The sequence below is a fragment of the Kocuria varians genome (assembly GCF_006539885.1).
In the GTDB taxonomy this organism is placed as follows: domain Bacteria; phylum Actinomycetota; class Actinomycetes; order Actinomycetales; family Micrococcaceae; genus Kocuria; species Kocuria varians.
This window is the reverse complement of sequence record NZ_BJNW01000024.1, coordinates 1-24,729: the sequence shown is the minus strand read 5'-3', so window position 1 is coordinate 24,729 and position 24,729 is coordinate 1. Positions and strand designations below refer to the sequence as shown.

Below are 24,729 nucleotides of genomic sequence, written 5' to 3'. Positions count from 1 at the left end.
GGATCTACAGTGGCCGGAAATTGGCGGAAGCAACCGCCCGTCCCGGAACACAGCCGTGTGAGAGGAACCCAGCATGCCGCAGCGCGTCAGCAACGCAACGCCCACCACTGCCGAGACCCCGGAGACGGGTCCCGCGCCGGACACCGTTCCCGCGTCCGGCCGCGAGGCCGAGCGGGTGGCCGCGCAGGCCGTGGATCTGGTGGCTCCCACCGAGGCGCTGCACAGTGACCCGGCCCTCACGGACGGCTTCAAGTCCGCGTTCGGGCAGCACCCCGCCGGCATCGCCATCATCACGGCCTCGGGGCCGGAGGGTCCGGTGGGCCTCACGGCGTCCTCCGTGTCCTCGATCTCCGCGGATCCGCCCATCCTGGGCTTCTCGCTGCAGGCGAGCCGCGGCTCCGCCGCCATCGTGGCCACGGCCGAGTCCTTCGTGGTGCACTTCCTGGACGCGGACGACGTCGAGCTGGCCCGTTCCTTCGCGGTCTCCGGCGCGCCGCGCTTCGGCGAGGACATGGCGTGGACCACCCTGCCCACGGGCGAGCCCCTGCTCACGGACGTGCGCCGTGTGCTGCGTGCGGTGCCTCTGGCCCGGATCAAGGCGGGGCCCTCCCTCGTCTTCAATGCCGCCGTGGTGGAGGTCCTGGGCGTGGAGGGTTCCGGCCGCCCGCTCGTGTACCACCAGCGACAGTTCCACGGGCTGAGCGAGGAGTCGGTGCTGGGTCTGCGCCCCTGAGGCCTCCTCCTGTGGGGACTGCCGCCCGGATCGCCGCCCTTCCGCGACGCCAAAAGTAGTTTTTTACGCATAGGTTGACGCGTCATGCTTCCCGGCGTAACTTAGTTTCCGAAGCAAGTAGTTGGGCGTCGGACGGCGTCCACGATCGCTAAGGAGAAATCACATGAGCACTCTCGAAGGTATGACCCCCGGCACCTGGACCCTCGATCCCGCCCACACGGAGGTCGGCTTCTCCGTCCGCCACGCGGGCATCTCCAAGGTTCGCGGCGTCTTCACGGACGTCGCCGGCGAGCTGAACGTCGCCGAGGACGCCGCCCGGACCACCGGCCTCGTGACGGTCAAGACCGCTTCCGTGGACACCAAGAACGAGGGCCGCGACAACCACGTTCGCGGCGCGGAGTTCTTCGACGTGGAGAACTACCCGGAGATGACCTACAAGGTCACCGGCGTGGAGCTCACCGACGGCGAGGGCACCGTCAAGGGTCAGCTGACCCTGCGCGGCGTGACCAAGGACGTGGACCTGGACACCGAGTTCAACGGCGTGGCCGTGGACGCGTTCGGCACCACCCGCGCGGGCTTCAGCGCCTCCACCACGATCTCCCGCAAGGAGTTCAACGTGACCTGGAACGCCGCCCTCGAGGCCGGCGGGGTCATGGTCTCCGACAAGGTGCGCATCGACCTGGACGTCGAGTTCACCGCCCCGGAGTCCGCCTCGAACTGAGCGCGGGAGGCGCCCCGGTCCTGAATGCCGGGCGCGCCTCGTGACGCACGTACCCCCGCAGGACCACGGTCCTGCGGGGGTACGTCTGTGTCCGGGGTGCGGCGGTCGCCGGGACACCCCTGACTCGCGAGAGATGCGGCGTCACCGGGGAGGGAGAGACGGGGTGCGGCTGCACCGGGGGGGCGAGGGGGCGGCCGCACCTCGGCTCAGCGCAGCGACTGCACCAGGAAGTAGACCACCGGCACCAGGATGAGCCCGATCAGCGCGATGCGCCGCACCCGCACCTCCATGCGGGCCGGGTTCACACCGCGCCGTTCCCGGTCTCCTTCGCCGGGCCCCGTGTCCGACTCGGGTGCGCGCCCGTCCTCGCTCAGGGGCCCCGGTGCGGCGTCCTGCGACGGCACGCGGGACGCGTCCTCCGGTGACGGCTCGGACGGCTTGTTCACGGTCTCTCCTGACGGGTGGCGCGGTGGTCCGGTGGCGCGGCGACCCCGGGGCCCTGTGGTGCTGGAGCGCCGAAGCCCGGTGGTGCCGCGCCCGGGTGGTTCGGTGGGGCGGTGGGCGGGGTCAGCGCCAGCGGGTGGTCATGATCAGGCCGGTCAGCATGAAGGCCAGACCGATCACCAGGTTCCACACGCCGATCCCGGGAATGGGGATCAGCCCCTGGAAGAGGTAGTACGAGATGATCCACAGCAGCGCCACGATCATCAGCCCCACCATGATGACCTTGTACCAGGTGGGGGTGGGCTGGTAGTCACCCGCGCGCTGCTCGCGCTCCGCGGCCTTGGCGGCCTTCGCCTCGCGGCGCTGGGCGGCCAGCTCACGCTTGCGCCGGGCCTTGAGCTCCGCGGGGGTCTCCTCGGCGGTCTCAGCGGCCGCGGTGGTGGTCCCGGTGGCGGAAGGGGCCTTGGCCTTCGTGGCGCTCGCCGTGGACTTCGACGACGACGCCGCGCCCACCGCAGTGCCGCGCGCGCCCTTGTTCCTGCCCTTGCGCTTCTTCGTGCCGTGGTGCGCAGCGCCCCGTGCGTCCTTGGCGCCGGCACCGTCTGCGGTGACCTCGGAGTCCGTGGTGTCCGCTGCGGCGGGGGCGTTCGATTCTCCGGCCGCGTCGGCGGAGGCGCCGCCGCGCGAGGGGCGGGAGGCGTCGTCGTCCGCAGTGCCGCGGTCCGTCACGGCGTCACGCGCCGTGACGGAGGTGGAGCCCGCGTTGCGGGCCGCGTGCCGCTCGAAGGAGGCCGCGGCGCTGGTACGGGGGAGGATCTCGGCGGCGAGGGCCGTGAGCTCACGGTCGCGCTCGGTCAGGGTGAACTGCTGGAGGTCGTCGTCCTCCGTGCGGGAACGGCGGAAACGCTTCTGGGACTGGGCCAATGCTGTTCATTCCTCCTGCTGCGTGGGCTCCGCACCGGGGGCAGGCTCCGAGGGCGGAACGACGGCGGACGGTGGGGGACCGCGGTGATTCCCCCGCGCGGGCGCTGCGGTGCCCGGTGCGAGATCGACGTTCAGTCTATCGGCCCGCGCGGGCGTAGACTTGCGCGAGTTCTGTCAACTGGTGAACCCGCAGGAGTTCTTGAGTGTCCGTGAAGATTCTCGTGGTGGACAACTACGACAGCTTTGTCTACACCCTGGTGGGCTATCTCCAGCAGCTGGGGGCCCAGACCACCGTGGTGCGCAACGACGACCTCGACGTCTCCGCCGCCACGGCGCTGGCCGGTGAGCACCAGGGCGTGCTGCTCTCCCCGGGCCCCGGCGCCCCGGCAGATGCCGGCGTGTGCTCGGACCTGATCCGCTGGGCCGAGGTGAACCAGAAGCCCCTGCTGGGCGTGTGCCTGGGCCACCAGGCCCTCGGCGAGGTCTACGGCGCCCGCGTGGGCCACGCGCAGCAGCTCATGCACGGCAAGACCTCACGTCTTGTGCACAACGGCGACAGCGTCTTCCCGGGCGTGCCGTCTCCCTTCACGGCCACGCGCTACCACTCGCTCGCGGTGGACGCGGACACCGTCCCGGACTGCCTGGAGGTCACCGCCACCACGGACGACGGCCGCGTGGTCATGGGTCTCAAGCACCTCAGCGCACCGCTGCACGGCGTCCAGTTCCACCCGGAGTCGGTTCTCACCGAGGGCGGCTACCTGATGCTCGGCAACTGGCTCGAGGAGGTCGGCCAGCACGGTGCGGCCGCCGCTGCCGCCGGGCTCTCGCCGCTCATGACGGCCTGACCGCCCCGCCCTTCCGTACGACGACGGCCCGTCCCCTTCGCGGGGACGGGCCGTTCCCGTGGGAGGACCCGATGCCAGATCCGGGCCCGGGGCCGGGCACCGGACGCCAGGTGCTGCGGGGCCCGTCGTCCGGGGCGCCGGGAGGCACCCGGGTGCTCCACGCGGACCGGACCACCGGGCCCGGATCAGCCGTTCGAGCGACCGCCTCGCGTGGCCGAGGGCCGCGCAGTCGTGTGCGAGGGCGTGGGCTGGGCGGTGGGGCCGTCGTCGGTGGGCGTGGGCTCCGCCGTCTCCTCCTCGGTGGGGGTAGGGCTGGGGGTCACCCGCTTGGCGACCGTCAGCGTGATCGTGGAGCCCTGGTTCACGGAGGACCCCGCGGGGGCGGACTGCGCGAGCACCGTGCCGCTCTCCGCGTCCTCCGTCTCCTCGATCTTCACGTCCGAGCCCAGCCGCACGTTCTCAGCGCGCAGCGCCTGCTCGGCCTCGGCGCGGGTGCTGCCCACGACGTCCGGGACGGTGACCTTGCCCGAGGAGATCTGCAGCTTCACGGCGGTCTTGCGCGCCACGGACGTGCCCGCGCCGGGGTCGCTGGAGATCACCACGTTCTCCGGCACCGTGGCGCTGTTCACGGTGGTCACCTCGCCCACGGTGAGCTCCGCCTTCTGCAGGGACTGGCGGGCGTGGTCCAGCGACTGACCCACCAGGTCACCGGGAACGGCCACGTCCTCCGGGCCCTGCGAGACCACCACGTTCACGGTGGAGCCCTGGTCCACCTCGGTCCCGGAGGCGGGATCCATGCTGATCACGTGCTTGTCCGGCACGCTGTTGTCGTGCTTGGTGGTGAACGCGGGGTTCAGCCCGGCGTCCCGCAGGGTGTTCTCCGCGGTGGTGCTGTCCATTCCCACGACCTGGGGCACGCTCACGCGGGCCACCTGCTCCACCTGCTGGGACTGCCACCACTGGACGCCCAGCACCGTCCCCACGCCCAGCAGGGCGAGCAGCAGGAGCAGCATGACGGGCAGCAGCCAACGACGCCGCCGCGGCGGGTTCGCCTCGCGGCTGCCGGGGGCCACGGGGCCGGTCTCGTCGTCCGGGTCGAGGTCTCCGGGACGCACGGGTGTGCCGCCGGAGGGCTCGGAGTCCTCGCTGCGTCCGGCGGCCACCACCGCGGCCGCCGGGGCGCCGTGGCCCACGGCGGGAAGCGTCTTGGTGCTGGAGTCCCCGGCCAGGGCGGTGTCAATGGGCTGCGTGGCCCCGAGGTCACCGGGCAGGGCCGTGGCGAGCTGGCGCAGGGCGCGCCGCATCTCGCCGGCGTCCGCGAACCGGTCCTGCGGGTTCTTCGCGAGGGCGCGCTCCATGAAGCGGTCCACGGCGGGAGGGAGCTGGGGGTTCAGCGCCGAGGGTGCCGGCGGGGCGTCCCGCACGTGCTGGGCGGCGATCGCCACGGAGGACTCCCCGACGAACGGTGCGCGCCCGGTGAGCATCTCGAAGAACACGCACGCCGCGGAGTAGAGGTCCGAGCGGGGGTCCACGGCCGCGCCGCGGGCCTGCTCGGGGGAGAGGTACTGTGCGGTGCCGAGCACCGCCTGGGACTGCGTCAGCGCGGCCTGGGTGTCCTCCACCGCGCGCGCGATCCCGAAGTCCATGACCTTGACGCTGCCGTCCGGGGTGACCTTCACGTTCGCGGGCTTGATGTCCCGGTGCACGATCCCCGCCCGGTGGCTGAAGGACAGCGCGTCCATGATGCCGAGCATGTACTCGAGGGCCTGCTCGGGGGTCACGCCGCCGCCGTGGATCAGCTCCCGCAGCGTCTGCCCGGGCACGTACTCCATGACGATGTAGGGGCGCAGCACACCGTCCGGGCCCTGTGGCGTGATCTCGCCGGTGTCGTAGATGGCCACGATCGAGTGGTGGTTCAGGGAGGCCACGGCGTGCGCCTCGCGCTGGAACCGCTCGTGGAACGTCTCGTCCGCGGCGAGCTCCGGGCGCAGGATCTTGATGGCCACACGCCGGCCGAGCCGCACGTCCTGGCCCACGTGCACCGTGGCCATGCCGCCGCGGCCGATGACCTCGCCGACCTCGTAGCGGTCGTTGATCAGGTCAGGAATCGAAGGGGTCCCCATGCCGACTACCCGTCCGTGCCGGCGCCCGAACCGCCCGAGGCACCGGGGGCCGCCACGGCGTCGCCACCCTGCTGGGTGCCTTGACCCGCGGCGTCGCCGCCGGTGGTCGCGCCGGAGTCCTGGGCCTGGGCGTCGGAGGTGCCGTCGGCGTGATCAGCCGCGCCGTTGGTCGCGCCGTTGGTCGCGCCGTTGGTCGCGCCACCGTTGCCGGCACCGCCCTCGCCCGCCGGGAGGGTGGGCTGCACGCTCTGCCCGCCACCCGCGGGGGCCGTGGGCTGGGCGGTCTCGTTGGCGCCGTTGCCTGCGCCCGGGTTCTGGGTGTTCGAGCTGCTGGGCGTCCACGCGACGTAGAGCACCACGGTGGAGCCGACCTCCACGTGCGAGCCGCCCGCGGGGTCGGAGGAGACCACGGTGTTCTCGGCCTTGCCCGTGCCCTGCTGCAGGCGCTTGTCCACGTTCACACCGAGCGCGACGATCTCGTCCGAGACGGTCTGGGCGTCCCGGCCCACGATGTCCTTGGGCAGCGTGACGGTCTCCGCGTTCGTGGGGCTCACGGTGGAGGACGTCACGGTGCCGGGCGCGGGGGAGTCCGAGGAGTCCTGGCTCGTGACGAACCAGATGCCCACCCCGGCCAGCAGCACGATCAGGACCAGCAGTGGGAGCAGCCACGCCCAGACAGAGCGCTTCCCGGGCTTCTCCGCCGGGCGGGAGGAGCTGCGGTCCACGGCGTCGAGCTGCGCGGTGGAGGGGTGTGCGCCGTACTTCGGATCCGGACGGTCCGCCGCGGCGGCCGAGCCGGTGCCGATCGTGGGAGCCGCGGTGCCGTCCATGGCGCGCGTGCGCGGACCCGTCACGGGGGCGATCGCCTCCGTGGGCTGGTCGTCGTCCGAGTACTTCTCCGAGAGCCACGGTGCCATGTCGGGCACCATGGCCACGGCGGACTTCACGTCCCCGCGGCGCAGCGCGTCCACGGCGTTAGCGAGCTTGCCGGCGTTCTCCGGTCGGTCCTCCGGGTCCTTCGCGAGCATCGACATGATGAGCGCGCGCACCGGCTCCGGCACGGAGTCCGGCAGCGGGGGCGGGTTGTCGTTGACCTGGGCGAGCGCAATCGCGATCTGCGACTCGCCGGTGAAGGGCCGGCGTCCCGCGAGCAGCTCGTAGCCGATGATGCCCAGCGAGTAGATGTCCGAGGAGCCGGTGGCGGTCTGCCCCGTGGCCTGTTCCGGCGCGAGGTACTGGGCGGTGCCCATGACCTGCCCGGTGGCGGTGAGCGGCACCTGGTCCGCGAGCCGCGCGATGCCGAAGTCCGTGACCTTGACCCGGTTGTCCGGGGTGATGATCAGGTTGCCGGGCTTGACGTCGCGGTGCACGAGCCCCTGGGCGTGGGCGGCCGCCAGCGCACGCGCCGTCTGCCCGATGTAGTTCAGGACGGTGTCCGAGTCCAGCGTCTTCTGCCGGTCGCTGATGTTGGACAGCGGCTCGCCGGGAACCAGCTCCATGACCAGGAAGGCCGAGCCCTCGTCCTCGCCGTAGTCGAAGACGTTGGCGACGCCGGGGTGGTTCAGCAGCGCGGTGTGGCGTGCCTCGGCGCGGAAACGCTGGAGGAACGTGGGGTCCCCGTTGTACTCGTCCTTGAGGATCTTCACCGCGACGATGCGGCCCAGGACCTGGTCCTTGGCCTTCCACACCTCGCCCATGCCGCCGATGGCAATACGTTCCGTGAGCGCGTAGCGACCGCCCAGAATGGTGTTCGACGATGGTCTCACTTGTTCAACACCGCCTCGAAGAGTTGCCGTGCGCTGGGGCTGGTCAGGGACGATCCCGTGGTGACGTCCACGTCCTCGACCACCACGGACACCGCCAACTGGGGGTCGTCGGCGGGTGCGAATCCAGTGAACCACGAATCGTTCAATCCGTCCTTGCCGATCTCCGCCGTACCGGTCTTGCCCGCGACCTGGACGCCGTCGATCTTGGCGCCGGACGCGATGCCGTTGTCGACCACCGAGGTCATCAGGCTGGTCACGGTCTGGGCGGTCTCGGTGTCGGTGGAGCGGCGCAGCTGCTCCGACTTGAACTCGTCGATCACGGAGAGGTCGGAGGAGCGGACGGTCTTGACCAGGCTGGGCTTCATCATCACGCCGCCGTTGGCGATTGCCGCGGAGGTCATGGCGACCTGCAGGGGAGTGGTGCGGACGTCGTACTGCCCGATCGATGACAGCGCGAGCTGCGCCTGGTTCATGTCCCGCGGGAAGACCGAGGGGGTGACCTTCAGGGGGATGTCCAGGTCCTGGCCGTAGCCGAAGTTCTCGGCGGTCTTGCGGATCTTGTCCTGGCCCAGGTCCATCGCGATCTGCGCGAACGGGGTGTTGCAGGACTGCTCCAGGGCGAACTGCAGGTTCACCTGGGTGCGGGCCGCGCAGCCGCCCTGCCGGTAGTTCGGCAGCGTGACGGTGGTGTCCGGGAGGGGCAGCTCGGAGGGGTTCTGGAGCGTGGAGTCGGTGGTGTACTTCCCGGACTCCAGCGCCGCGACGGTGTCGATGAGCTTGAACGTGGAGCCGGGGGAGTAGAGGTCCCCGCCGATCGCGCGGTTGACGAGGGGCTTGTCAGGGTCCGCGTTGAGCTGGTGCCAGGCGGCCACGACCTTGTCCGTGTTGTGCGAGGACAACGAGTTCGCGTCGTAGCTCTTGCGGGTGACCATGGCCTTGATCTCGCCGGTCTTGGGATCCACCGCCACGATGGAGCCGTTGTGGCCCTCGAGGGCGTTGTAGGCGATCTTCTGCAGGTCCGGGTCGATGGTCAGCTCCACGGACGCGCCCTTGGGCTGGTCCCCGGAGAACAGGGACATCACGCGGTCGTAGAACTGGTCGTCCGAGGCGCCGGAGAGCTCGTCCCCCAGGGTGGACTCGAGGCCCGTGGCACCGTAGACGAGCGAGAAGTAGCCGGTGAGGCCCGAGTACATCGGGGAGTCCGTGTAGACGCGCTGGTGCTCGAAGTCGTCGTTGGAGGCCACGGAGGTCGCGATCTCCTTGCCGCCCACCAGGATGGGCCCGCGGTCCTGGCCGAACTGCTCGTACAGCGTGCGGTTGTTCCAGGGGTTGGCCTTGAGGGAGTCCGCCGCGAAGAACTGCACGTAGGTCAGGGCGAGCAGCAGCACCACGACGATGGCTGCAACCATGAGCCACATCCTGCGAATCGCCTTGTTCACGCGGTCCCCCCTTCCTGTTCGTCCTCGGCACCGTCCGGTGCGGTGCTCGTGTGCGTGCTCGTCGCCCGGCCACCGGGTTCCTCCCGGTCAGCGCTGCGGCGCCGACCGGCCGGAGTGGCCCCGGAGTCGGCCGTGCGGCTGCTCAGCCGGGACATGACCTCCGTGGCGGAGCCGGCGTCCGCGGCAGGGTCCTCGTCGTGCGCGGGTGCACCCGTCGAGGAGCTGAGCGCGGCCGAGCGCGTGGGCTCGGTGGGCGGCTCTGCGCCGGAGGCGCCGGAGTCCCGCGCGGCGGGGCCGGCGACGTCGCGCTGCTGTTCGCGCGTGCGGCGTCGCCGTTCGATGGACGCGAGGTCCTCCTCCGTGGCGGGGCCCGTGACCACGGGCCGGCGCGCACTGTGGGAAATGGCGAGCAGGATGGCCACGATGATCCAGTTCGACAGCAGCGACGAGCCGCCGGCGGACATGAACGGAGTGGTCAGGCCGGTCAGCGGCAGCAGCCGGGTCACACCGCCGATCACGACCAGCAGCTGCAGCACCATCAGCGCGGAGAGCCCGGCGGCCAGCAGCTTGCCGAAGGCGTCTCGCGTGCCCAGGGCCGCGCGCAGGCCACGCGAGGCGAAGAGCAGGAACATCACCAGGATCGCGCCCAGGCCGATCAGCCCGAGCTCCTCCCCGAGGGCCGTGATGATCATGTCCGAGTTGGAGTACGACACCAGGTCCGGGCGGCCCTGTCCGAGTCCACGGCCGAAGAGCCCGCCGGAGGCGAGGCCGAAGAGGCCCTGCACGATCTGCGCGGAACCGCCCGGGGAGCGGTTGTAGACCTCGGGGTCGAACGCGGAGAGCCACGCGTCCAGGCGCAGGCTCACGTGGGAGAAGACACGGCTCGCGGCGAACCCGCCCACGGCCATCAGCACCACGCCCAGCACGATCCAGCCCAGGCGACCGGTGGCCAGGTAGATCATGGCCAGGAAGAGGCCGAAGAACATGATGGCGGTGCCCATGTCCTTCTGCAGCACGAGCACGCCGATGGCGATCAGCCAGGCTGCGAGCATGGGGGCGATGTCCCGGAAGCGGGGCAGCCGCACGGGGCCGATCTTGCGGCCCGCGAGCAGGATCAGGTCCCGGTTGGTGGAGAGGTAGCCCGCGAAGAAGATCGCGAGCGTGATCTTGGCGATCTCACCGGGCTGGAACGTGCGGCCGGCAATGGAGATCCACAGCCGGGCGCCGTTGATCTCCACGCCCAGCCCCGGGACCATGGGCAGCACGAGCAGCAGCGCCGAGAGCAGCAGCATGATGTAGGTGACGTTGCGCAGCCGGCGGTGGTCCTTGAGCAGCCACAGCACCGCGCAGCACACCACCATGGCCACCGCGGTCCACACCACCTGCGTGTTCGCGGCACTCTGTCCGGTGGAGAGGTCGATGCGGTGGATCATCGCCAGGCCCAGGCCGTTGAGCATCACGGCGAGGGGCAGCAGGTACGGGTCCGCGTAGCGCGCGCGGATCCACAGCACCACGTGCACCAGCAGCGCTCCGCCGCCGAGCACCGCACCGCTGAGCACGATGAAGCCGGGGTCCGTGCGCAGCCGGTCCGGGTCCACCATGACGGTGGCGCCCACTCCGATGCCCACGGCCAGCACCAGCAGGAACAGCTCGATGATCCGCCGGGGCCTGGGCCGCACGGCGGGGCGCGCGTCCTGCGCGGGGGCGGTGGTCGCGGGGGAGCTCACGAGTTCTCACCCGCCGTCGCGGACGAGGAGCCCCCGGAGGTGGGGGAGGGCGTGCGCGAGGTGCTCGCGGAGGGGTCCGGGGTCGTGACGGTCACGCGGCCGGTGGGGTGCGGGCCGGGCCCGCTCGACGTCTTCAGCTCCGCCACGATCTTCTCGGCCTCCTCGCGGCTGCCGGCGGGGATGGTGGCCTGCACGCGCTGCTGCGCGTACTCGGAGAGGGAGTCCACGGTGACGTCCGTGGTGGAGTCCAGCTCGCTCAGGGAGATGGGCCCGAGGGACTGGGAGACCCCCCGGTACACGGCGACCTTCCCCTGGTCCTCGCCCACGTAGAACTGGGAGGAGGTCCACGCCCGGGCGCCCCAGCCGCCGAGCAGCAGCGCGAGGGCCACGACCACGGCGATCACGGACCACAGGGCACGACGCCGCGCGGAGCCCCGGGAGGGGTCCTCGCCCTTGCGGCGCAGCAGGCTGCGCACCTCGGCGGGGTCCGGTGTGACGTCCAGGGTGGACGTGGAGAGCATGGTCGCGCGGCGCTGGATGGCGGAGTCGGAGACGGTGGGGATCCGGCCCGTCTGGGTCGCGCTGGCCGCGGCGCCCACGAGCAGGTGGGGGCGCTCGGCGAGGTCCTCGCGCAGCACGGAGGCGGAGGACTGCCCGTCCGGGGCGTCGCGGTCCGGCTCGCGGTAGTCGCGTCCGCCGCCCGCCACGGGGGAGTCCATGGGTCCGTCCCACTCCTCGACGGTCTCGCTGGCGAGCCGCTCGTCCGAGGTGCGGGACGCGTCCGGCACCTCGCCCTGGGTCTCGCCGGTCATGGGGTGCGCCTCGCGGCCGCCGGGGATCTCGTCCACCTGCAGCGCCACCACGGTCACGTTGTCCGGGGCGCCGCGGTCCAGGGTGAGCTCCACCAGGGAGTTCACGATCTGGTTCAGGTCCCCGGTGGAGCGCATCACGTTCTCGATGGTCTGCGCGTTCACCACGGCGTTCAGGCCGTCCGAGCACAGCAGCCAGCGCTCGCCCACGGCGGGGCGGACGGTGCGGACCTCGAGCTCGGGGGAGGCGTCCACGTCACCCAGGACACGCATCAGCACGTTCTTGTGGGGGTGGGTCTCGGCCTCCTCCGGCCGCAGCCTGCCCTCGTCGATCAGCCGCTGCACGAACGTGTGGTCCGTGGTGACCTGCTCGAAGCCCTCGGCCTCGGAGAGCCGGTACGCACGGGAGTCGCCGATGTGGGCCACGGACAGTTCGTCCCCGTCGATCAGCAGGGAGGTCACCGTGGTGCCCATGCCTCCGAGGCGCGGGTTGGACTGCACGAGCTTGGCGAGGTTCTGGTTCGCGTTCTGGATCTCGTCCGCGAGCACCGTGGCGCCCTCGCCACCGTGCTCCGCGTGGTCCAGGTGCGTGAGATCGATGACCGCGGAGGCGGAGGCGACGTCCCCGCCCACGTGTCCGCCCATGCCGTCCGCGACGACGGCCAGGTAGCGCCCGGCGTAGGCGGAGTCGTCGTTCTTGGAGCGGATGCGGCCGACGTCCGAGCGTGCGGCGTAGCGGAAGGCGATGGGCATGGGCTACGGCCTCAGTTCCATCACGGTGCGGCCCACGCGGAACGGCACGCCGGGGTCCACGGCGGCGGCGCGGGAGAGCTTCTGCTCGCGCAGGTACGTGCCGTTGGTGGAGCCGAGGTCCTCGAGGAACCAGCGCGAACCCTGGGGGAAGAGGCGTGCGTGGCGGCCGGAGGCGTAGTCGTCCTCCAGCGGCACGGTGACCTCCGGGGAGCGGCCGAGCATCACCGGCGCGGAGCCGAGCTGGTAGCTGCTGCCCGCGAGCGGGCCCTCGAGGACGACGAGCTGCTGGGGGCGGTGCCGGGTGCCACCGGTGGTGGGCGCCGGGGTGCGCGCAGCCGCGGCGGGCTCCGGCGCACGGCGCTCCTGCCGTGCCGGTGCGGCGGTGCGGGCCTTCGCGGCGCGCGGCTTGCCGCTCACGGTCAGGTCACGGGCCTGGGAGAAGACGACGGCGGCGATGAAGAGCCACAGCAGCGCCAGGAAGCCGAAGCGCAGCAGGGTCACGGTCAGTTCGGACACGTCAGCGCCCCTCCTTCGGCACCAGCAGCCGGAAGACCAGCCTGGTGCGTCCCATGGTGATCACGGAACCGTCCACGAGCTGGGCCCGTCCCTGGATCTTCCGGCCGTCCACGTAGGAGCCGTTGGTGGACCCGAGGTCCACGGCCAGGAAGTTCTGCCCCTGCCGCCGGATCTCGAGGTGCTTGCGGGAGACTCCCGTGTCCTCCACGGTGATGTCCGCCTGGGAGGAGCGTCCCACGCTCACGGCGTCCGCGTTGAGGGAGAAGCGCTCGGAGCCCACCTCGATCACCGGCACCTGGCGCAGCGCTGGGGCGGCGGTCCCGGGGGCGCCCCCCGAGAAGTCCTCCGCGGGGGAGACGGTGCGGCCGTCCCGCGTGGTGCGCGCCGGTGCGTGCGGAGCGGGAGCCGGGGGCTGCGGTGCGCGCGCGGAGGTCCCGGCGTTGGCGGGGGCCTGGGGTGCACTCGTGCGCTCGAACGAGGAGACGATGGCGAAGTCCCCGGCCTCCAGCCCGGACTCGCGCGTGAAGCTCACCCGCACCGCGCCCTGCAGCGTGTAAGCCTGCGAGCGTGCGTGGCGGATCACGACGTCGCACAGCTCCTCGGCGAGCTGCACGCCCCACTCCTGGGCGCGGGGGAAGTCGTCGTCCGAGAACTCGACGGTGAAGACGTTGGGGGCCATGGTGCGCCCGCCGCTGACCGTGAAGGACTCCTGGTCCAGCTCACGGCGCAGTGCGCTCGCGATCTCCACGGCCTCGACCCGTTTGCGCGAGCCGGCCGTGAAGGCGGTGCGGACCACTTTCTCGATCCCGTTCTCCAGTCCGGTCCAGAAACCCATCCCGCCTCCTTTCTCGGCCAGCCAGCGGCGGTACGTTCGGTGCCACCGCGGGGGCGGTGTCTCGTGCGGTGCTCAGAGGTCTTGAGAAATAGTAGCCGTACACGCTGTGCGGGCGATGACAGTGCGTGCCGGGTGCGGTGATCATCCCCTGCCGTTGCGGCGATCCCGGGCCGCCACGCCGGGGTGCGGGCTGCGGCGCGAAGGCTGCCCCGGCGGGTGGCGGCCCGCAGCCGGCAGGTCGCCACCCGGCGGGGTCCGGCGGCCGGGGGCGATCCCGGCACGCGGAGGTCAGGGCAGCGACGCCGCGAGCTCCACGGCCTCGCGGATGGCCCGCTTGGCGTCCAGCTCGGAGGCCACGTGGGCGCCGCCGATCACGTGCACCGGGCGCTCGCCCGTGAGCTGCTCCGCGAGCTCCGCACGGGACTCCTGCCCCGCGCACAGCACCACGGTGTCCGCGGGCACGAGCAACTCGGCCTTCCCCGGCGCGGTGTCCACGGCCGTGGCGGCGCCGCGGGCGGCGTCGTCGTGCCCGGCCCGTGCGCCGTGGTGCTGCGCGGGGGCGGAGACCCCGGCGTTCTCCTCGACGAGCCCGGGGTCCGGGACCAGCACGTGCACGCCGCGCTCGTCGATCCGCAGGTACTCCACCCCGGTCACGAAGTCCACGTCCGCCATGCGCAGCTCCGCGCGGTGGATCCATCCGGTGGTGGTCCCGAGCCGCGCGCCGGGCTTGCCCGCGCTGCGCTGCAGCACCGTGACGCTGCGCAGGGGCGCGGTCGGCTCCGGGCGCAGCAGCCCGCCCGGGGCCTCGAGCGTGCGGTCCACGCCCCACTCGCGGTAGAAGTCGGCGTTGGGGTCGTGCGTGAGGAAGTGGGCGACGTCGAATCCGATGCCGCCGCCGCCGATCACCGCGACCCGCCGGCCCACCGGCGCGCCCTCCAGGACGTCCTTGTAGCCCAGCACGGTGGGGCCGTCCTCCCCGGCAATCCCGGGGATGCGCGGCGTCACGCCGGTGGCCAGCACCACCCGGTCCGCGTCGGCGAGGTCCTCGGTCGTGGCCGTGTGCCCCGTGCGCACGGTGACGCCCAGCTCCGCCAGACGCGTGCGGAAGTAGCGGATCGTGTGGCCGTAGTCCGCCTTGCCCGGGATCCGCCGGGCGAGCTGGAACTGGCCGCCGATCTCGTCCTGCTCCTCGAAGACGGTCACGCGGTGGCCGCGGACGGCGGCGGCCTCCGCGAAGGCCATGCCGGCGGGTCCCGCGCCCACCACCGCGATCCGCTCGGCGGTGCGGGTGGGGCCCAGGACCAGCTCGTCCTCGCGCATGGCCCGTGGGTTGACCAGGCAGGACATCCGCTGCCCGGAGAAGGTGTGGTCCAGGCACGCCTGGTTGCACGCGATGCACGTGTTGATCTCCGCGGGGCGCTCCCGCCGGGCCTTCTCGACGAACGCGGGGTCCGCGAGGAACGGGCGGGCCATGCACACGAGGTCCGCGTCCCCGCGGGCGATCACGGCCTCCCCGATCTCCGGGGTGTTCATCCGGTTCACCGCGGCGACCAGCACGCTCAGGTTCTCCCGCAGGGCACGGCTCACCCACGTGAACCCGGCGGGCGGCACGCTGGTGGCGATCGTGGGGATGCGCGCCTCGTGCCAGCCGATCCCCGTGTTGATGATGGACGCCCCCGCCTGCTCCACCTCGCGGCCCAGGGCGAGCACCTGCTCGAACTCCTGGGCGTCAGGGACGAGGTCGAGCGCGGAGAGCCGGTACATGACCAGGAAGTCCGGACCCGTGGCCTCGCGCACGCGCCGCACGATCTCCACGGCGAAGCGGCGGCGGGCGGCGTCGGACCCCCCGTAGCGGTCCGTGCGGTGGTTCGTGTGCGCCACCAGGAACTCGTTGATCAGGTAGCCCTCGGAGCCCATGATCTCCACGCCGTCGTAGCCGGCCCGCTGCGCGAGGGCCGCGGCGTGCGCGAAGTCCTCGACCGTGCGCTCGACCTCCTCGGTGCCCAGCTCGCGCGGCGTCACCCGGTTGATGGGGGCCCGCAGGGGCGACGGCGCGACGGCGTCCGCGTGCATCGCGTACCGGCCGCTGTGCATCAGCTGCAGTGCGATCAGCCCACCCTCCGCGTGCACGGCGTCCGTGACGGTGCGGTGCGGGGGCAGCTGGTCCTCCTGGCTGAGGTGGGCGCCGTCCTCGCGCGCGGCGCCCTCCGGGTTGGGGGAGATGCCGCCGGTGACGATCAGCCCCGCCCCGCCGCGAACGCGCTCCACGTAGAAGCGCGCGAGCTCGTGCTCACCGCCGGGGGTCTCCTCCAGGCCGGTGTGCATGGAGCCCATGATCACGCGGTGCGGCAGGGTCACGGAGCCCACGCGCAGGGGCGCCAGCAGATGGGGGTAGGAACTCATCCGATACTCCAAGTCTCAGGTATTTCCTCCACCCTAGGGCTCGTGAGCTGGATCACCAATCCGATCCGCGGGGCGGCCCCACCGGGAGGCCTTCCGTGTCCGTGTGCCTGGCATGCGCGGGCCCTCGGTGTTATTATGAATACATCAAAATAAGGGGTTCGGCAGGCGTCCCGACCGGGCGCCCCGCCCCCTGCGGAGGAGGTTGTCATGGCCAAGAAGTCCAGCAAGAACGCCACCTACACGGTGCCCGGTCTCACCACCGAGCAGGGCCACGCGGTGGCTGACATCCTGCAGCAGCGCCTGAATGCGCTCAACGACCTGCAGCTCACCCTCAAGCACGCCCACTGGAACGTGGTGGGGCCCAACTTCATCTCGGTCCACGAGATGCTCGACCCCCAGATCGAGGAGGTCCGCGGCTACGTGGACGAAGTCGCCGAGCGCATGGCCACCATGGGCGTCTCGCCCAACGGCCTGCCCGGCACCATCGTGGCCGAGCGCACGTGGGACGACTACGACGTCATGCGCGCCTCCGGCGTGGAGCACCTCGCGGCCCTCGACCTCGTCTACGACGGCGTCATCCAGGACCACCGCGCCGCGCTCGCCGAGGTCAGCGATGTGGACCCCATCACCGAGGACATGCTGATCGCCCAGGTGCGCGGTCTGGAACTGTTCCAGTGGTTCATGCGCTCGCACATCGAGAACGACTCCGGCGTGCTGCAGAACAGCTCCGCCCGCACGGAGAAGGCCGCGGCCAAGGCGGCGAAGTCCGCCAAGAACGGCAAGGCCAAGAAGTCGGCGTCCGCGAAGGCCAAGAGCTCCAAGTAGGCCCGAGCTCGACTCAGTCCCGGGGCTTCACGCAGCCCCGGGCCGGACAGGGTCCCGGGGGCGAAGAAACCGGGACACGAAGAACCCCCGGGAACCCCGCGCGCAGCGGTGGTTCCCGGGGGTTCTCCCGTGGTGGGGCCCGGTCAGGAGACCGTGGCCACCCGGATGGTCTCGGGCAGGGCCTCGATGGCGGCCACGACCTCGTCGGTCACACCGTTGGCGCAGTCGGTGACCATGTAGCCCATCTGGCCCTTGGTCACGAGCTGCTGACGGTCCACGTTGATGCCGTGCTCGCCCAGGGTGGAGTTCACGCGGGCCAGCACGCCGGGGACGTTGCTGTGGATGTGCAGCAGGCGGGTGCCGTGGATGACGGGGTCCAGCTGCACCTCCGGGAAGTTCACGGACAGGCTCGTGGTGCCGTAGCGGCAGTAGTCCACGAGCTTGCCGGAGACGAAGTCGCCGATGTTCTCCTGGGCCTCCGCCGTGGAACCGCCCACGTGCGGGGTGAGGATCACGTTGGGCAGTCCCTGCAGGTCCGAGGTGAAGGGCTCCCCGGCGGCCTTGGGCTCGGAGGGGTAGACGTCCAGCCCGGCCCCGGCCAGGTGACCGGAGACCAGGGCCTCGCGCAGCGCCTCCAGGTCCACCACGTGACCGCGGGAGAGGTTGAGGAAGATGGAGCGGGGCTGCATCTGGCGGAACTGCTCGCGGCCGAACATCTTGGTGTTGGACTCGCGCCCGTCCACGTGCAGGGACACTGTCTCCACCCGGGCGAGCAGCTGCTCCAGGGAATCGCACTTGGTGGCGTTGCCCATGGCCAGGCGGTCCACGATGTCGTAGTAGTAGATGTCCATGCCGAACGCCTCGGCCACCACGGAGAGCTGCTTGCCGATGTTGCCGTAGCCCACGATGCCGAGCGTGCGGCCGCGGACCTCGTGGGAGCCCTTGGCGGACTTGTCCCACACGCCCTGGTGCATGGCGGTGTTCTTGTCCGTGAGGTGGCGGGCCAGGGCGATGATCTCCCCGAGCGCGAGCTCCACCACGGAGCGGGTGTTGGAGAAGGGCGCGTTGAACACGGCGGTGGCGGTGTCCGTGGCGGCGGTGAGGTCGATCTGGTTGGTCCCGATGCAGAACGCTCCCACGGCCTGCAGCTGCGGGTGGGCCTCGAGCACCTCGCGGGTCACGTGGGTCTTGGAGCGGATGCCGAGCAGGTCCACGCCCTGCAGGGCCGTGAGCAGCTCCTGGGGATCCATGGCGCCCTTGCGGGTCTCGACCTCGAAACCGCGGCTGCGCAGGGCGTCGACGGCGTCCGGATGAATGTTCTCGAGCAGTAAGGCCTTCACCCGTTCATCGTAAGGGGTGGGCCGCGCGGTCACGGCGGTGTGACGGCCGTGCGCACTCCGCCGGACAGGGGACGACGCCGCGGCGCGGAGGAGTTCGGAAGAGTGTGCTCAGCCGGTGACGCCGAAGGCCTTGAGGAACTCGAGCACGATCTCGGCAACGCTGCCCAGGGACTGGATGATGGAGTTGAAGATGTCCACGGTGTACGTCCTTCTCCAGTCGTTCTTCCATGTGTGCCGGGGTGGAGCGCGGGTGCGCCCCCGGACGCTCGTCGCGTCCTCGAACCCGGTGGTAACAACTTACGAACGGCGCACCTCCCCGCGGTACTGCCGAACGGCCAGACCTGGACTGGACCATCGGCCATTCCCGACTGGCCGTTCGGCCAGTCGCGTGTCCCCCGGCCGGAGGGCGGATGGTTTCCGGCGCGATGGACCCCGGGGCCCTCAGCCCCGGTACGCCTCGAGCAGACGCTCCACCACCGCGTCCATTCCGTACTCCCGGGCGATCGTCTCGCGGGCGGCCTCACCCGTGCGTCGCCGCAGGTCAGGCTTCGCCAGCAGCTCCGCCAGGGCGTCCTCCAGGGCCTGCTGGGAGTCGTCCACGACCACCCCGGAGCCCGTTCGGCCCACGGTTGCCGCCAGACCGCACGTGTCGGTGACGACCACGGGCAGGCCGGTGGACATGGCCTCCAGCACGGACATCGGGTACGGCTCGTCCACGGAGGGCAGCACGTAGAGGTCGGAGTCGTTCATCCAGCGCGCGGCCCCGGCGGAGTCCACCGCGCCGGCCCACACGAGACGACCACCCAGCCCGGACTCCTCGATGGCGCGGCGCACGGCGTCCCCCTGGCCCTCGTCCGGGCCCACGAGGGTGAACGTGGCGTTCGGGAAGCGCTGCGCGAGCGCGCGGGCCGCGGCCACGAACGCGAGCGGGCGCTTGCGCTCCTGCAGGCGCGCGAGGAAGAGCACCCGGCAGGCGTCGTCGTCGCGGGGCGTGCGGGGCTCGGGGCTCACGGGCATGCCGTTGTGCAGCTCCATGAGGTTGACGGGCCCGCGGGCCACCTCCGCGACCTCGTCCTCCTCGCGCGGGGTGAGGTAGAAGACGCGGTGGGCGTCCCGCAGCACGCGCCGCGTGAGCACGGCGTCCAGCGGCCCGGCGAGTGGGTTGTCCGAGGGGTCGATCATGCCGTGGGTCTGCAGCACCACGCGCGTGCCGGAGAGCTCCGCGAGCCACGCGGAGGGCAGCGTGAGCAGGTCACGGGCCGTGTGCACGTGCACCACGTCCACGCTGCGGGCCACGCGGCGCACCCACGCGAGCATGGCCGGCGAGGTCAGGCCCGCGAACCCGGCGCCCGGCAGCACGTAGTGCGGCGGGAACAGGCGGGTGCGCACGCCGTCGCGCTCGGTGGGCAGCGGGGTGCCGAGGTCCGAGCCCGTGGCGGCGAGGACGACGTCGTGCCCGGCCGCCGCGAGCGCGCGGCACTGGTTGAAGGCGACGGTGGTGGGGCCGCCGTAGGCGTTCGTGCCGGAGACGAGCGCGACGATCTGCAGGATGCGCATGCCGCTCACGCCCTCGCCGCAGCCGGGGCGAGCACGCGCTCGCCGGCGGGCACGTCACGGGTGACGAGCGCGGTGGCGCCCACCACGGCGCCCTCGCCCACGGTCACCCCGCGCAGGACGGTGGCACGCAGGGCGATCCAGGCGCCGTCGGCCACCGTGATGGGGGCGTTGTCGAACTCGAAGGCCGGGTCGTCCGCGCGGTGGCTGCCCGTGCAGAGCATGGCGCCCTGGGAGATGCACACGTCCGAGCCGATCGTGATGGGCTCGAGGTTCAGCAGCCAGGCGCCCACGCCGATCCACGTGTTCTCACCCACGCTCAGCTTCCACGGCCAGTGGATCCGCACGTCGTGGCGGATCAGCGTGCCCTCGCCGATCTGCGCGCCGAACGCCCGCAGGAGCTTCGTGCGGACCCTGGGTGGGCACAGCACGCTGCGCTGCAGCGGCTCCGCCACGAGCGCCCACGCGGCGCACTCCAGCGTGCTGCGTCCCTTGTCGTAGCCGCGTCCGGTGAAGCTCGCGAGGCGGCGTCTCGTCGTCGTTGTCATGGTTCTCCCCTTCGTGGTGGTGGTGGTGCCTGTCGTGTCCGTCGGCCCCCGCCGGGTCGGACACGGGATCTGTGGTGCGGATCAGTGGTGTGGGCGTGTGGTGCGGATCCGGCGTGCGGGTCCGTGGTCGCCGTGGCGGTTCAGCCGCCGGGGTCAGCGGTCGCCGCGTGGTGGATGGGCGGCGAGTAGGCGATCTTCCCGGAGTTCGTGACCACCCGCGCGAGCGTGAAGCCCTGCGGGACGGTGGCGATCCGCTGCCCGCCCACCAGGGTGTCGGGCGGTGCCCGGTAGCTCAGCTCGCGGGTGTTCAGCCCGGTCCCCGCGGGCCACGTGTTGTGCAGGAACTCCACCGAGCGCAGGCTCTCGCGCGCCACGACCTTCAGGCCGTCCGGTGTCGCGGGGCTCCCCTCGGCGCCCTCGACGCGGGCCAGGTCCGAGAACTCGGCGGCGCTGGCGGAGGACAGCGAGTAGTAGCGGCGGCGGCGCGGGTCCGGGAGGGCGGCGTCGTCCGCGGCGAAGACGACGACGGGCGCGCTCTTGGTGCGCGCGAGCCGCCGCCGGGAGCGGTCCGTGAGCTCGACGACGGCGTAGAGGTGCTCCCCGCCGCGGGCGTCCACGGGGCCCTCCAGCACGGCGGCCCCCATGGTCCCCGGTGCGACTTCCCTAGCCTCGGAGGCAGCGAGCTGCGTGCCGGAAGCGGTGGTGACCGTGACCTTCACGGTCACGGACTCCGTGCCGTGGTTGATGCCCAGGCCCTCCGCGAGCAGCGGCTGCCCCTGGACGAGGTACTGCGGGGTGGTGGCGTACGCGGTGGCGGAGTCGTCGGGGAACCCCTGCGAGCGGAAGCGCGTGGAGTGGTGGGCCAGGACGTCTGCGCGCGTGGTGCCCCAGTCCGCCGTGGGCCCCACGGAGGTGTGCTCCACGGCGTCGTTCCAGGTCACGGCGGTCAGCCAGGCCGCCCCGGAACCCACCTGGCGCTCGAGCTGGGTGCGCCACAGCTCGGTGGCACGGGCGTCCGTGTAGCCGCCGTTCGTGGTCTCGCGGTCGTAGCCCGGCAGGGTGCCGCCCGCGAACGGGGTGTCGTGGCGCCTGGCCCACGCCACGAAGTCGTCCAGCACCTCGGGCTCCTTGTCCTCGAACAGCCACACGGCCTCGAACGAGTCCCCGTAGGGATCGATCAGCGAGGTGTCGAGGCGGTCCCCGTGCTGGCTCGCCGCGGTCCCGAGCTCCGCCACGAGGCACAGCTGCGTGCCCTTGCGCTGCAGCTCGCCCCGGCACGAGGCCCAGTCCTGCGGGCTCAGTGACCGGGCGTTGAAGAGCCACACGACCAGCGCATCCCCTGAGCGGGCCGCGGAGGGATGCCCCTCGGCCGCGGCGGCGTACTGCTCGAGCAGCCGCACGGCGGCACCGCGCGAGGAGACCTGCAGGCACGGTGCCACCGAGAAGCCCTCGCCCTCGTCCCACGTGGGGTCTGCCGCTGCCATCCAGTCCCCGACGAAGTCCCCGCCCTGGTTGACGCCCTCCAGCAGCAGGATCTGCATGCCGGTGAGACCGGCGGCGCGGGCCTGGTCGATCTGGCCCGAGACGAGCGAGCCGTAGTCGGTGCCCGCCGGGGCGTAGGACAGGGGGCGTTCGCTGCCGTAGTGGATGTCCCCGGACTCGGACAGCGGCAGCCCCTGCGGGACCATGTGCGCCCAGACCTGGCGTCCGGACAGTCCCCGGCCGGGGGAGCGGGACGCCTGCGGGCCGCCACCGCCCGAGCACGCGGCGGTCGTCAGCACGGCCGAGGCCCCGGCGAGCGCCAGGAAGGCGCGCCGGGTGGCGACGCCGCGCGGCGTCGTCGTCGGCCCGTCCTCACGCGGCCTGCCCTCACGCGGGGCGGACATCGCCGGCTCCGTTCCGTGCCGGGGAGCCGGCGCGCGCTGACGTGATGCCTGCCGACCCGGCCGGTGAGGCCCCGGCCCGCGAGGTCGAAACCCGCGTGCGCCCGGCTCCGCGGCGTCGTCGCCAGCGTTCCAGCACACTTGCCGTCCAGGGGCGCAGCACGCGTTCGAGCACGGTCAGCGCGATCATCACGGAGATGATCCGGCTCACGGCGCGCGTGTTGTACTGCGTGATCATGACCACCGTGAGCATGGACATGCCCAGCACGGCGGCCAGGAACAGTGCCGCGGTGGGGTGCGGGTTGGAGCCCACGCTGCGCAGGCAGGAGCGCACCACGAGCCCCCACACCAGGGTGAACGCCATCAGGGCCACACCGCCGAAGCTAGCCCACTCGCCAAGCGCGGAGTACGGGATGAAGTCGTGGACGCGCATCCGGGGCATGATCTCGTTCCACCCCACCAGCGAGCCCGGCCCGGGGTTGAGGGAGATCAGCATGTCGGAGGCGGTGATCCCGGTCGCGTGGCTCGTGAAGACGAGCAGGGGCACGCTGAAGCCGAAGCTGCTCGCGGTGGTCAGCAGGGACCTGCTGAAGAAGGACGGGTCCTCCACGAGGTGCAGCATGGCGCGGGCGTAGGGGATCAGGCCGTGGTCGTCGAGCTCCCGGCAGTGCAGCGGGATGGGCAGCAGGACCACCGTGACGATGCCCGTGATCAGCCACGTGGTCCAGGAGACCCGCCCGCCCGCGAGGAACCGGCCGACCATGTAGAGGACCAGGACCCCGGCGAACACGCGCGTGGCGCACGCGAACAGCAGGACCAGCCACAGCACCAGTGCCGTGCGCGCGAGCACGGGGTGGCGCACGGAGAGGAAGCCCGCGGCGAGCACCGCCATGGGCTGGGCCACGCTCGCCGCGGAGACGATCGCGGACGGCGCCGTGAACATCAGGTACTGCGGGGCGTGCAGGAGGTAGGGCCCCTTGGCGAGCACCAGGGCGACCATGGTCCCGAAGGTCACGAGCAGCCACAGCCCGGACAGCGACTGCACCTGGCGCCCGATGGTCCCGAGCAGCGTGGGCCACGGGGCGACCCGCCCCGGCAGTGGCAGGACCAGGGCGGCCACCAGGCCGACCAGCGCCCAGGTCACCAGCTGCAGCGCCTCCGTGCGGTCGTAGGCCGCCCACACGGCCGTGAAGGGACTGGGCGCGGTGACGACGGCGTGGTCCAGGTAGTAGACCGTGGAGGCCCAGCTGACCAGCAGGAAGACGATCAGCGTGAGGACCGGGACGCGGTCCAGGGTGACGGCGTCACGCCACCTCACGAGGATGCTGCCCCGTCCTCGGCGGGGGTCGCGGCCCACGGGCCCCGGGCACGACGCCGCGCGGTCACGGCCTGTGCGAGCGCGAGCCCCACGACCAGTCCCGCGCCGCCGCCGAGGGCGGCCCAGCGGCTGATCTTCGGCGTGTTCGTGGTGGTGGCGGTGCCGGCCTCCTGCACGAGGGCCACGTCCACCTGCGAGGAGCCGTTGCTGTTGGGCGAGAACGTGCGGATGCTCTCCTGCAGCCCCTTGGCGAGGTCGTCCGCGATGCCCGTGCCCCGTTCGCGGTCCGTGTCCGTGTAGGCGAGCTTGAGCAGTGTCGATCCCGCCGGCACCTCGACCGCCACGTTGCGGGAGATCTCGTCCGCGGAGACCCCGTGCCCGTCCGCGGCCCGCAGCACGCTCGAGGTGGTCGCCAGGTTGTCGTAGGTGGGCATGTTGCCCAGGATGTACTGCGCCACGATCTGCGCCTCCGCACTCGGCAGCGAGCGCTGCGGGGTGACCATCAGTGTGGCGGTGGACGTGTACGTCTGCGGGCGCAGGGCGGCGGCGGCACCGGCCACCACGGCCCCGAGGACGGTCATCCCCAGGACGACCGCCAAGAATGCTGCAATGCTGCTCTTCGCTCGTGAGCTCATGTCTCTCCCCCGTCACTTCGTTCGCGTTCCCGCGCCACGACCGCCGCTGCTCTCCCCTCACCACCGGCCGCGGTTGCGACGGGTGTGGGAGGCTGACCGGTCCCGGCCGGATTCCCCCTGGTCGGGGCGGCAGCTGCGCCGTCATCCATCGGTGCCGTCACGTTGGCCGAGCGGTCGACTCACCGGATATCCCACGAAAGGCGCGGGTCCCCGGGATCGCCGGGGTGGCTGCGGTGGACGGCGAGTGGTGTGCTCGCCCCTCCGTTTTCATGGTAACCGGATTTCTCCGCAGGGTTTTCTTTGGCAAAGACTCTGTCCGCACATGTTCACGTGGGGCGGGCGGCGGGCGTACGACGGCGCCGCCGGGCGCGCGCGGCCGGGCCGTTGCGGGCGTGCGGGGCAACGGCGCACGTCGCGGGGCCCTCACCGGGAGGGATGAGTAGTTGTCGTGCTCATGGGATACGCGTGGCAGTATTTGTGCGACCCCCGTTTTTCTGGGGGAAACGCGGGAAAGGTTCCGAAGAAACCGAAGATTCATCCCCCTAAATGGGTACAAAGTTATTCCGGGGAAACTGGCTCTTCACAATC

General features: G+C 71.8%; 20 protein-coding genes. 4 read left to right on the top strand and 16 right to left on the bottom strand.

Features of this window, described 5'->3' with window-relative positions:
- The first annotated feature begins 73 nt into the window (after positions 1–73).
- Both KVA01_RS11410 and KVA01_RS11405 read left to right on the top strand, forming a co-directional pair.
- Positions 74–733 (top strand): flavin reductase family protein, encoded by a 660-nt coding sequence (locus KVA01_RS11410; protein WP_082810437.1) that lies wholly within the window; start codon positions 74–76, stop codon positions 731–733.
- A 163-nt stretch (positions 734–896) separates the two neighbouring features.
- The gene (locus tag KVA01_RS11405; protein ID WP_068470589.1) at positions 897–1,454 is read left to right on the top strand and encodes a YceI family protein; all 558 of its coding nucleotides are present in this window, start codon (positions 897–899) and stop codon (positions 1,452–1,454) included.
- A gap of 206 nt (positions 1,455–1,660) precedes the next feature.
- On the opposite strand, the gene KVA01_RS11400 is transcribed toward KVA01_RS11405, so the two are convergent.
- A complete protein-coding gene (locus KVA01_RS11400) occupies positions 1,661–1,900 on the bottom strand; it encodes a hypothetical protein (RefSeq protein WP_068468160.1) in 240 nt (79 codons plus the stop codon).
- A gap of 121 nt (positions 1,901–2,021) precedes the next feature.
- Complete coding sequence (locus KVA01_RS11395) at positions 2,022–2,822, bottom strand: cell division protein CrgA (protein ID WP_141270366.1); 801 nt, start codon at positions 2,820–2,822, stop codon at positions 2,022–2,024.
- 203 nt (positions 2,823–3,025) lie between these two features.
- Here KVA01_RS11395 and KVA01_RS11390 point away from each other — a divergent pair, with 203 nt between their 5' ends.
- Complete coding sequence (locus tag KVA01_RS11390; RefSeq protein ID WP_068468162.1) at positions 3,026–3,667, top strand: anthranilate synthase component II; 642 nt, start codon at positions 3,026–3,028, stop codon at positions 3,665–3,667.
- Positions 3,668–3,852: 185 nt separating this feature from the next.
- Here the strand turns inward: KVA01_RS11390 and pknB are convergent, their stop codons facing one another.
- The 8 genes from pknB to KVA01_RS11350 all read right to left on the bottom strand — a co-directional run bounded on the left by pknB (position 3,853) and on the right by KVA01_RS11350 (position 16,038).
- A complete protein-coding gene (gene pknB / locus KVA01_RS11385) occupies positions 3,853–5,790 on the bottom strand; it encodes a Stk1 family PASTA domain-containing Ser/Thr kinase (RefSeq protein WP_068468164.1) in 1,938 nt (645 codons plus the stop codon).
- 5 nt (positions 5,791–5,795) lie between these two features.
- A complete protein-coding gene (locus KVA01_RS11380; RefSeq protein WP_141270364.1) occupies positions 5,796–7,556 on the bottom strand; it encodes a protein kinase domain-containing protein in 1,761 nt (586 codons plus the stop codon).
- Entirely contained in the window at positions 7,553–8,995 is a 1,443-nt protein-coding gene (locus KVA01_RS11375) for a peptidoglycan D,D-transpeptidase FtsI family protein (RefSeq protein ID WP_068468166.1), read from the bottom strand. Before KVA01_RS11375 ends, KVA01_RS11380 begins: the two co-directional genes overlap by 4 nt.
- Positions 8,992–10,722, bottom strand: a complete 1,731-nt coding sequence (locus KVA01_RS11370; protein ID WP_068468168.1) for an FtsW/RodA/SpoVE family cell cycle protein — start codon at positions 10,720–10,722, stop codon at positions 8,992–8,994. Before KVA01_RS11370 ends, KVA01_RS11375 begins: the two co-directional genes overlap by 4 nt.
- Positions 10,719–12,284 carry a PP2C family protein-serine/threonine phosphatase gene (locus KVA01_RS11365; RefSeq protein WP_141270362.1) on the bottom strand — a complete coding sequence of 522 codons (1,566 nt, stop codon included), beginning with the start codon at positions 12,282–12,284 and terminating at the stop codon, positions 10,719–10,721. Before KVA01_RS11365 ends, KVA01_RS11370 begins: the two co-directional genes overlap by 4 nt.
- A 3-nt stretch (positions 12,285–12,287) precedes the next feature.
- Positions 12,288–12,800: an FHA domain-containing protein FhaB/FipA gene (locus KVA01_RS11360; protein WP_141270360.1), complete on the bottom strand. Its 513-nt coding sequence runs from the start codon at positions 12,798–12,800 to the stop codon at positions 12,288–12,290.
- Position 12,801: 1 nt separating this feature from the next.
- A complete protein-coding gene (locus KVA01_RS11355) occupies positions 12,802–13,635 on the bottom strand; it encodes an FHA domain-containing protein (RefSeq protein ID WP_068468174.1) in 834 nt (277 codons plus the stop codon).
- Positions 13,636–13,923: 288 nt separating this feature from the next.
- Positions 13,924–16,038: an NADPH-dependent 2,4-dienoyl-CoA reductase gene (locus tag KVA01_RS11350; protein ID WP_141270358.1), complete on the bottom strand. Its 2,115-nt coding sequence runs from the start codon at positions 16,036–16,038 to the stop codon at positions 13,924–13,926.
- Positions 16,039–16,245: 207 nt separating this feature from the next.
- Between KVA01_RS11350 and KVA01_RS11345 the strand changes: the two genes are divergently transcribed.
- Positions 16,246–16,863, top strand: a complete 618-nt coding sequence (locus KVA01_RS11345) for a Dps family protein (RefSeq protein ID WP_141270355.1) — start codon at positions 16,246–16,248, stop codon at positions 16,861–16,863.
- Positions 16,864–17,006: 143 nt separating this feature from the next.
- On the opposite strand, the gene serA is transcribed toward KVA01_RS11345, so the two are convergent.
- From serA to KVA01_RS11315, 6 genes are all read right to left on the bottom strand, one after another.
- A complete protein-coding gene (gene serA / locus KVA01_RS11340; protein ID WP_068468180.1) occupies positions 17,007–18,203 on the bottom strand; it encodes a phosphoglycerate dehydrogenase in 1,197 nt (398 codons plus the stop codon).
- A 441-nt stretch (positions 18,204–18,644) separates the two neighbouring features.
- Positions 18,645–19,760 carry a glycosyltransferase gene (locus KVA01_RS11335; protein WP_141270388.1) on the bottom strand — a complete coding sequence of 372 codons (1,116 nt, stop codon included), beginning with the start codon at positions 19,758–19,760 and terminating at the stop codon, positions 18,645–18,647.
- Between the two features lie 5 nt (positions 19,761–19,765).
- Positions 19,766–20,305, bottom strand: a complete 540-nt coding sequence (locus tag KVA01_RS11330; protein WP_068468184.1) for an LbetaH domain-containing protein — start codon at positions 20,303–20,305, stop codon at positions 19,766–19,768.
- A gap of 140 nt (positions 20,306–20,445) precedes the next feature.
- Positions 20,446–22,191 (bottom strand): glycoside hydrolase family 71/99 protein, encoded by a 1,746-nt coding sequence (locus KVA01_RS11325; protein ID WP_141270353.1) that lies wholly within the window; start codon positions 22,189–22,191, stop codon positions 20,446–20,448.
- Complete coding sequence (locus tag KVA01_RS11320; RefSeq protein WP_141270351.1) at positions 22,175–23,506, bottom strand: hypothetical protein; 1,332 nt, start codon at positions 23,504–23,506, stop codon at positions 22,175–22,177. The genes KVA01_RS11325 and KVA01_RS11320 overlap by 17 nt, the downstream gene beginning before the upstream one ends.
- Complete coding sequence (locus tag KVA01_RS11315) at positions 23,503–24,141, bottom strand: YveK family protein (protein WP_141270349.1); 639 nt, start codon at positions 24,139–24,141, stop codon at positions 23,503–23,505. The genes KVA01_RS11320 and KVA01_RS11315 overlap by 4 nt, the downstream gene beginning before the upstream one ends.
- Between the last annotated feature and the right edge of the window lie 588 nt (positions 24,142–24,729).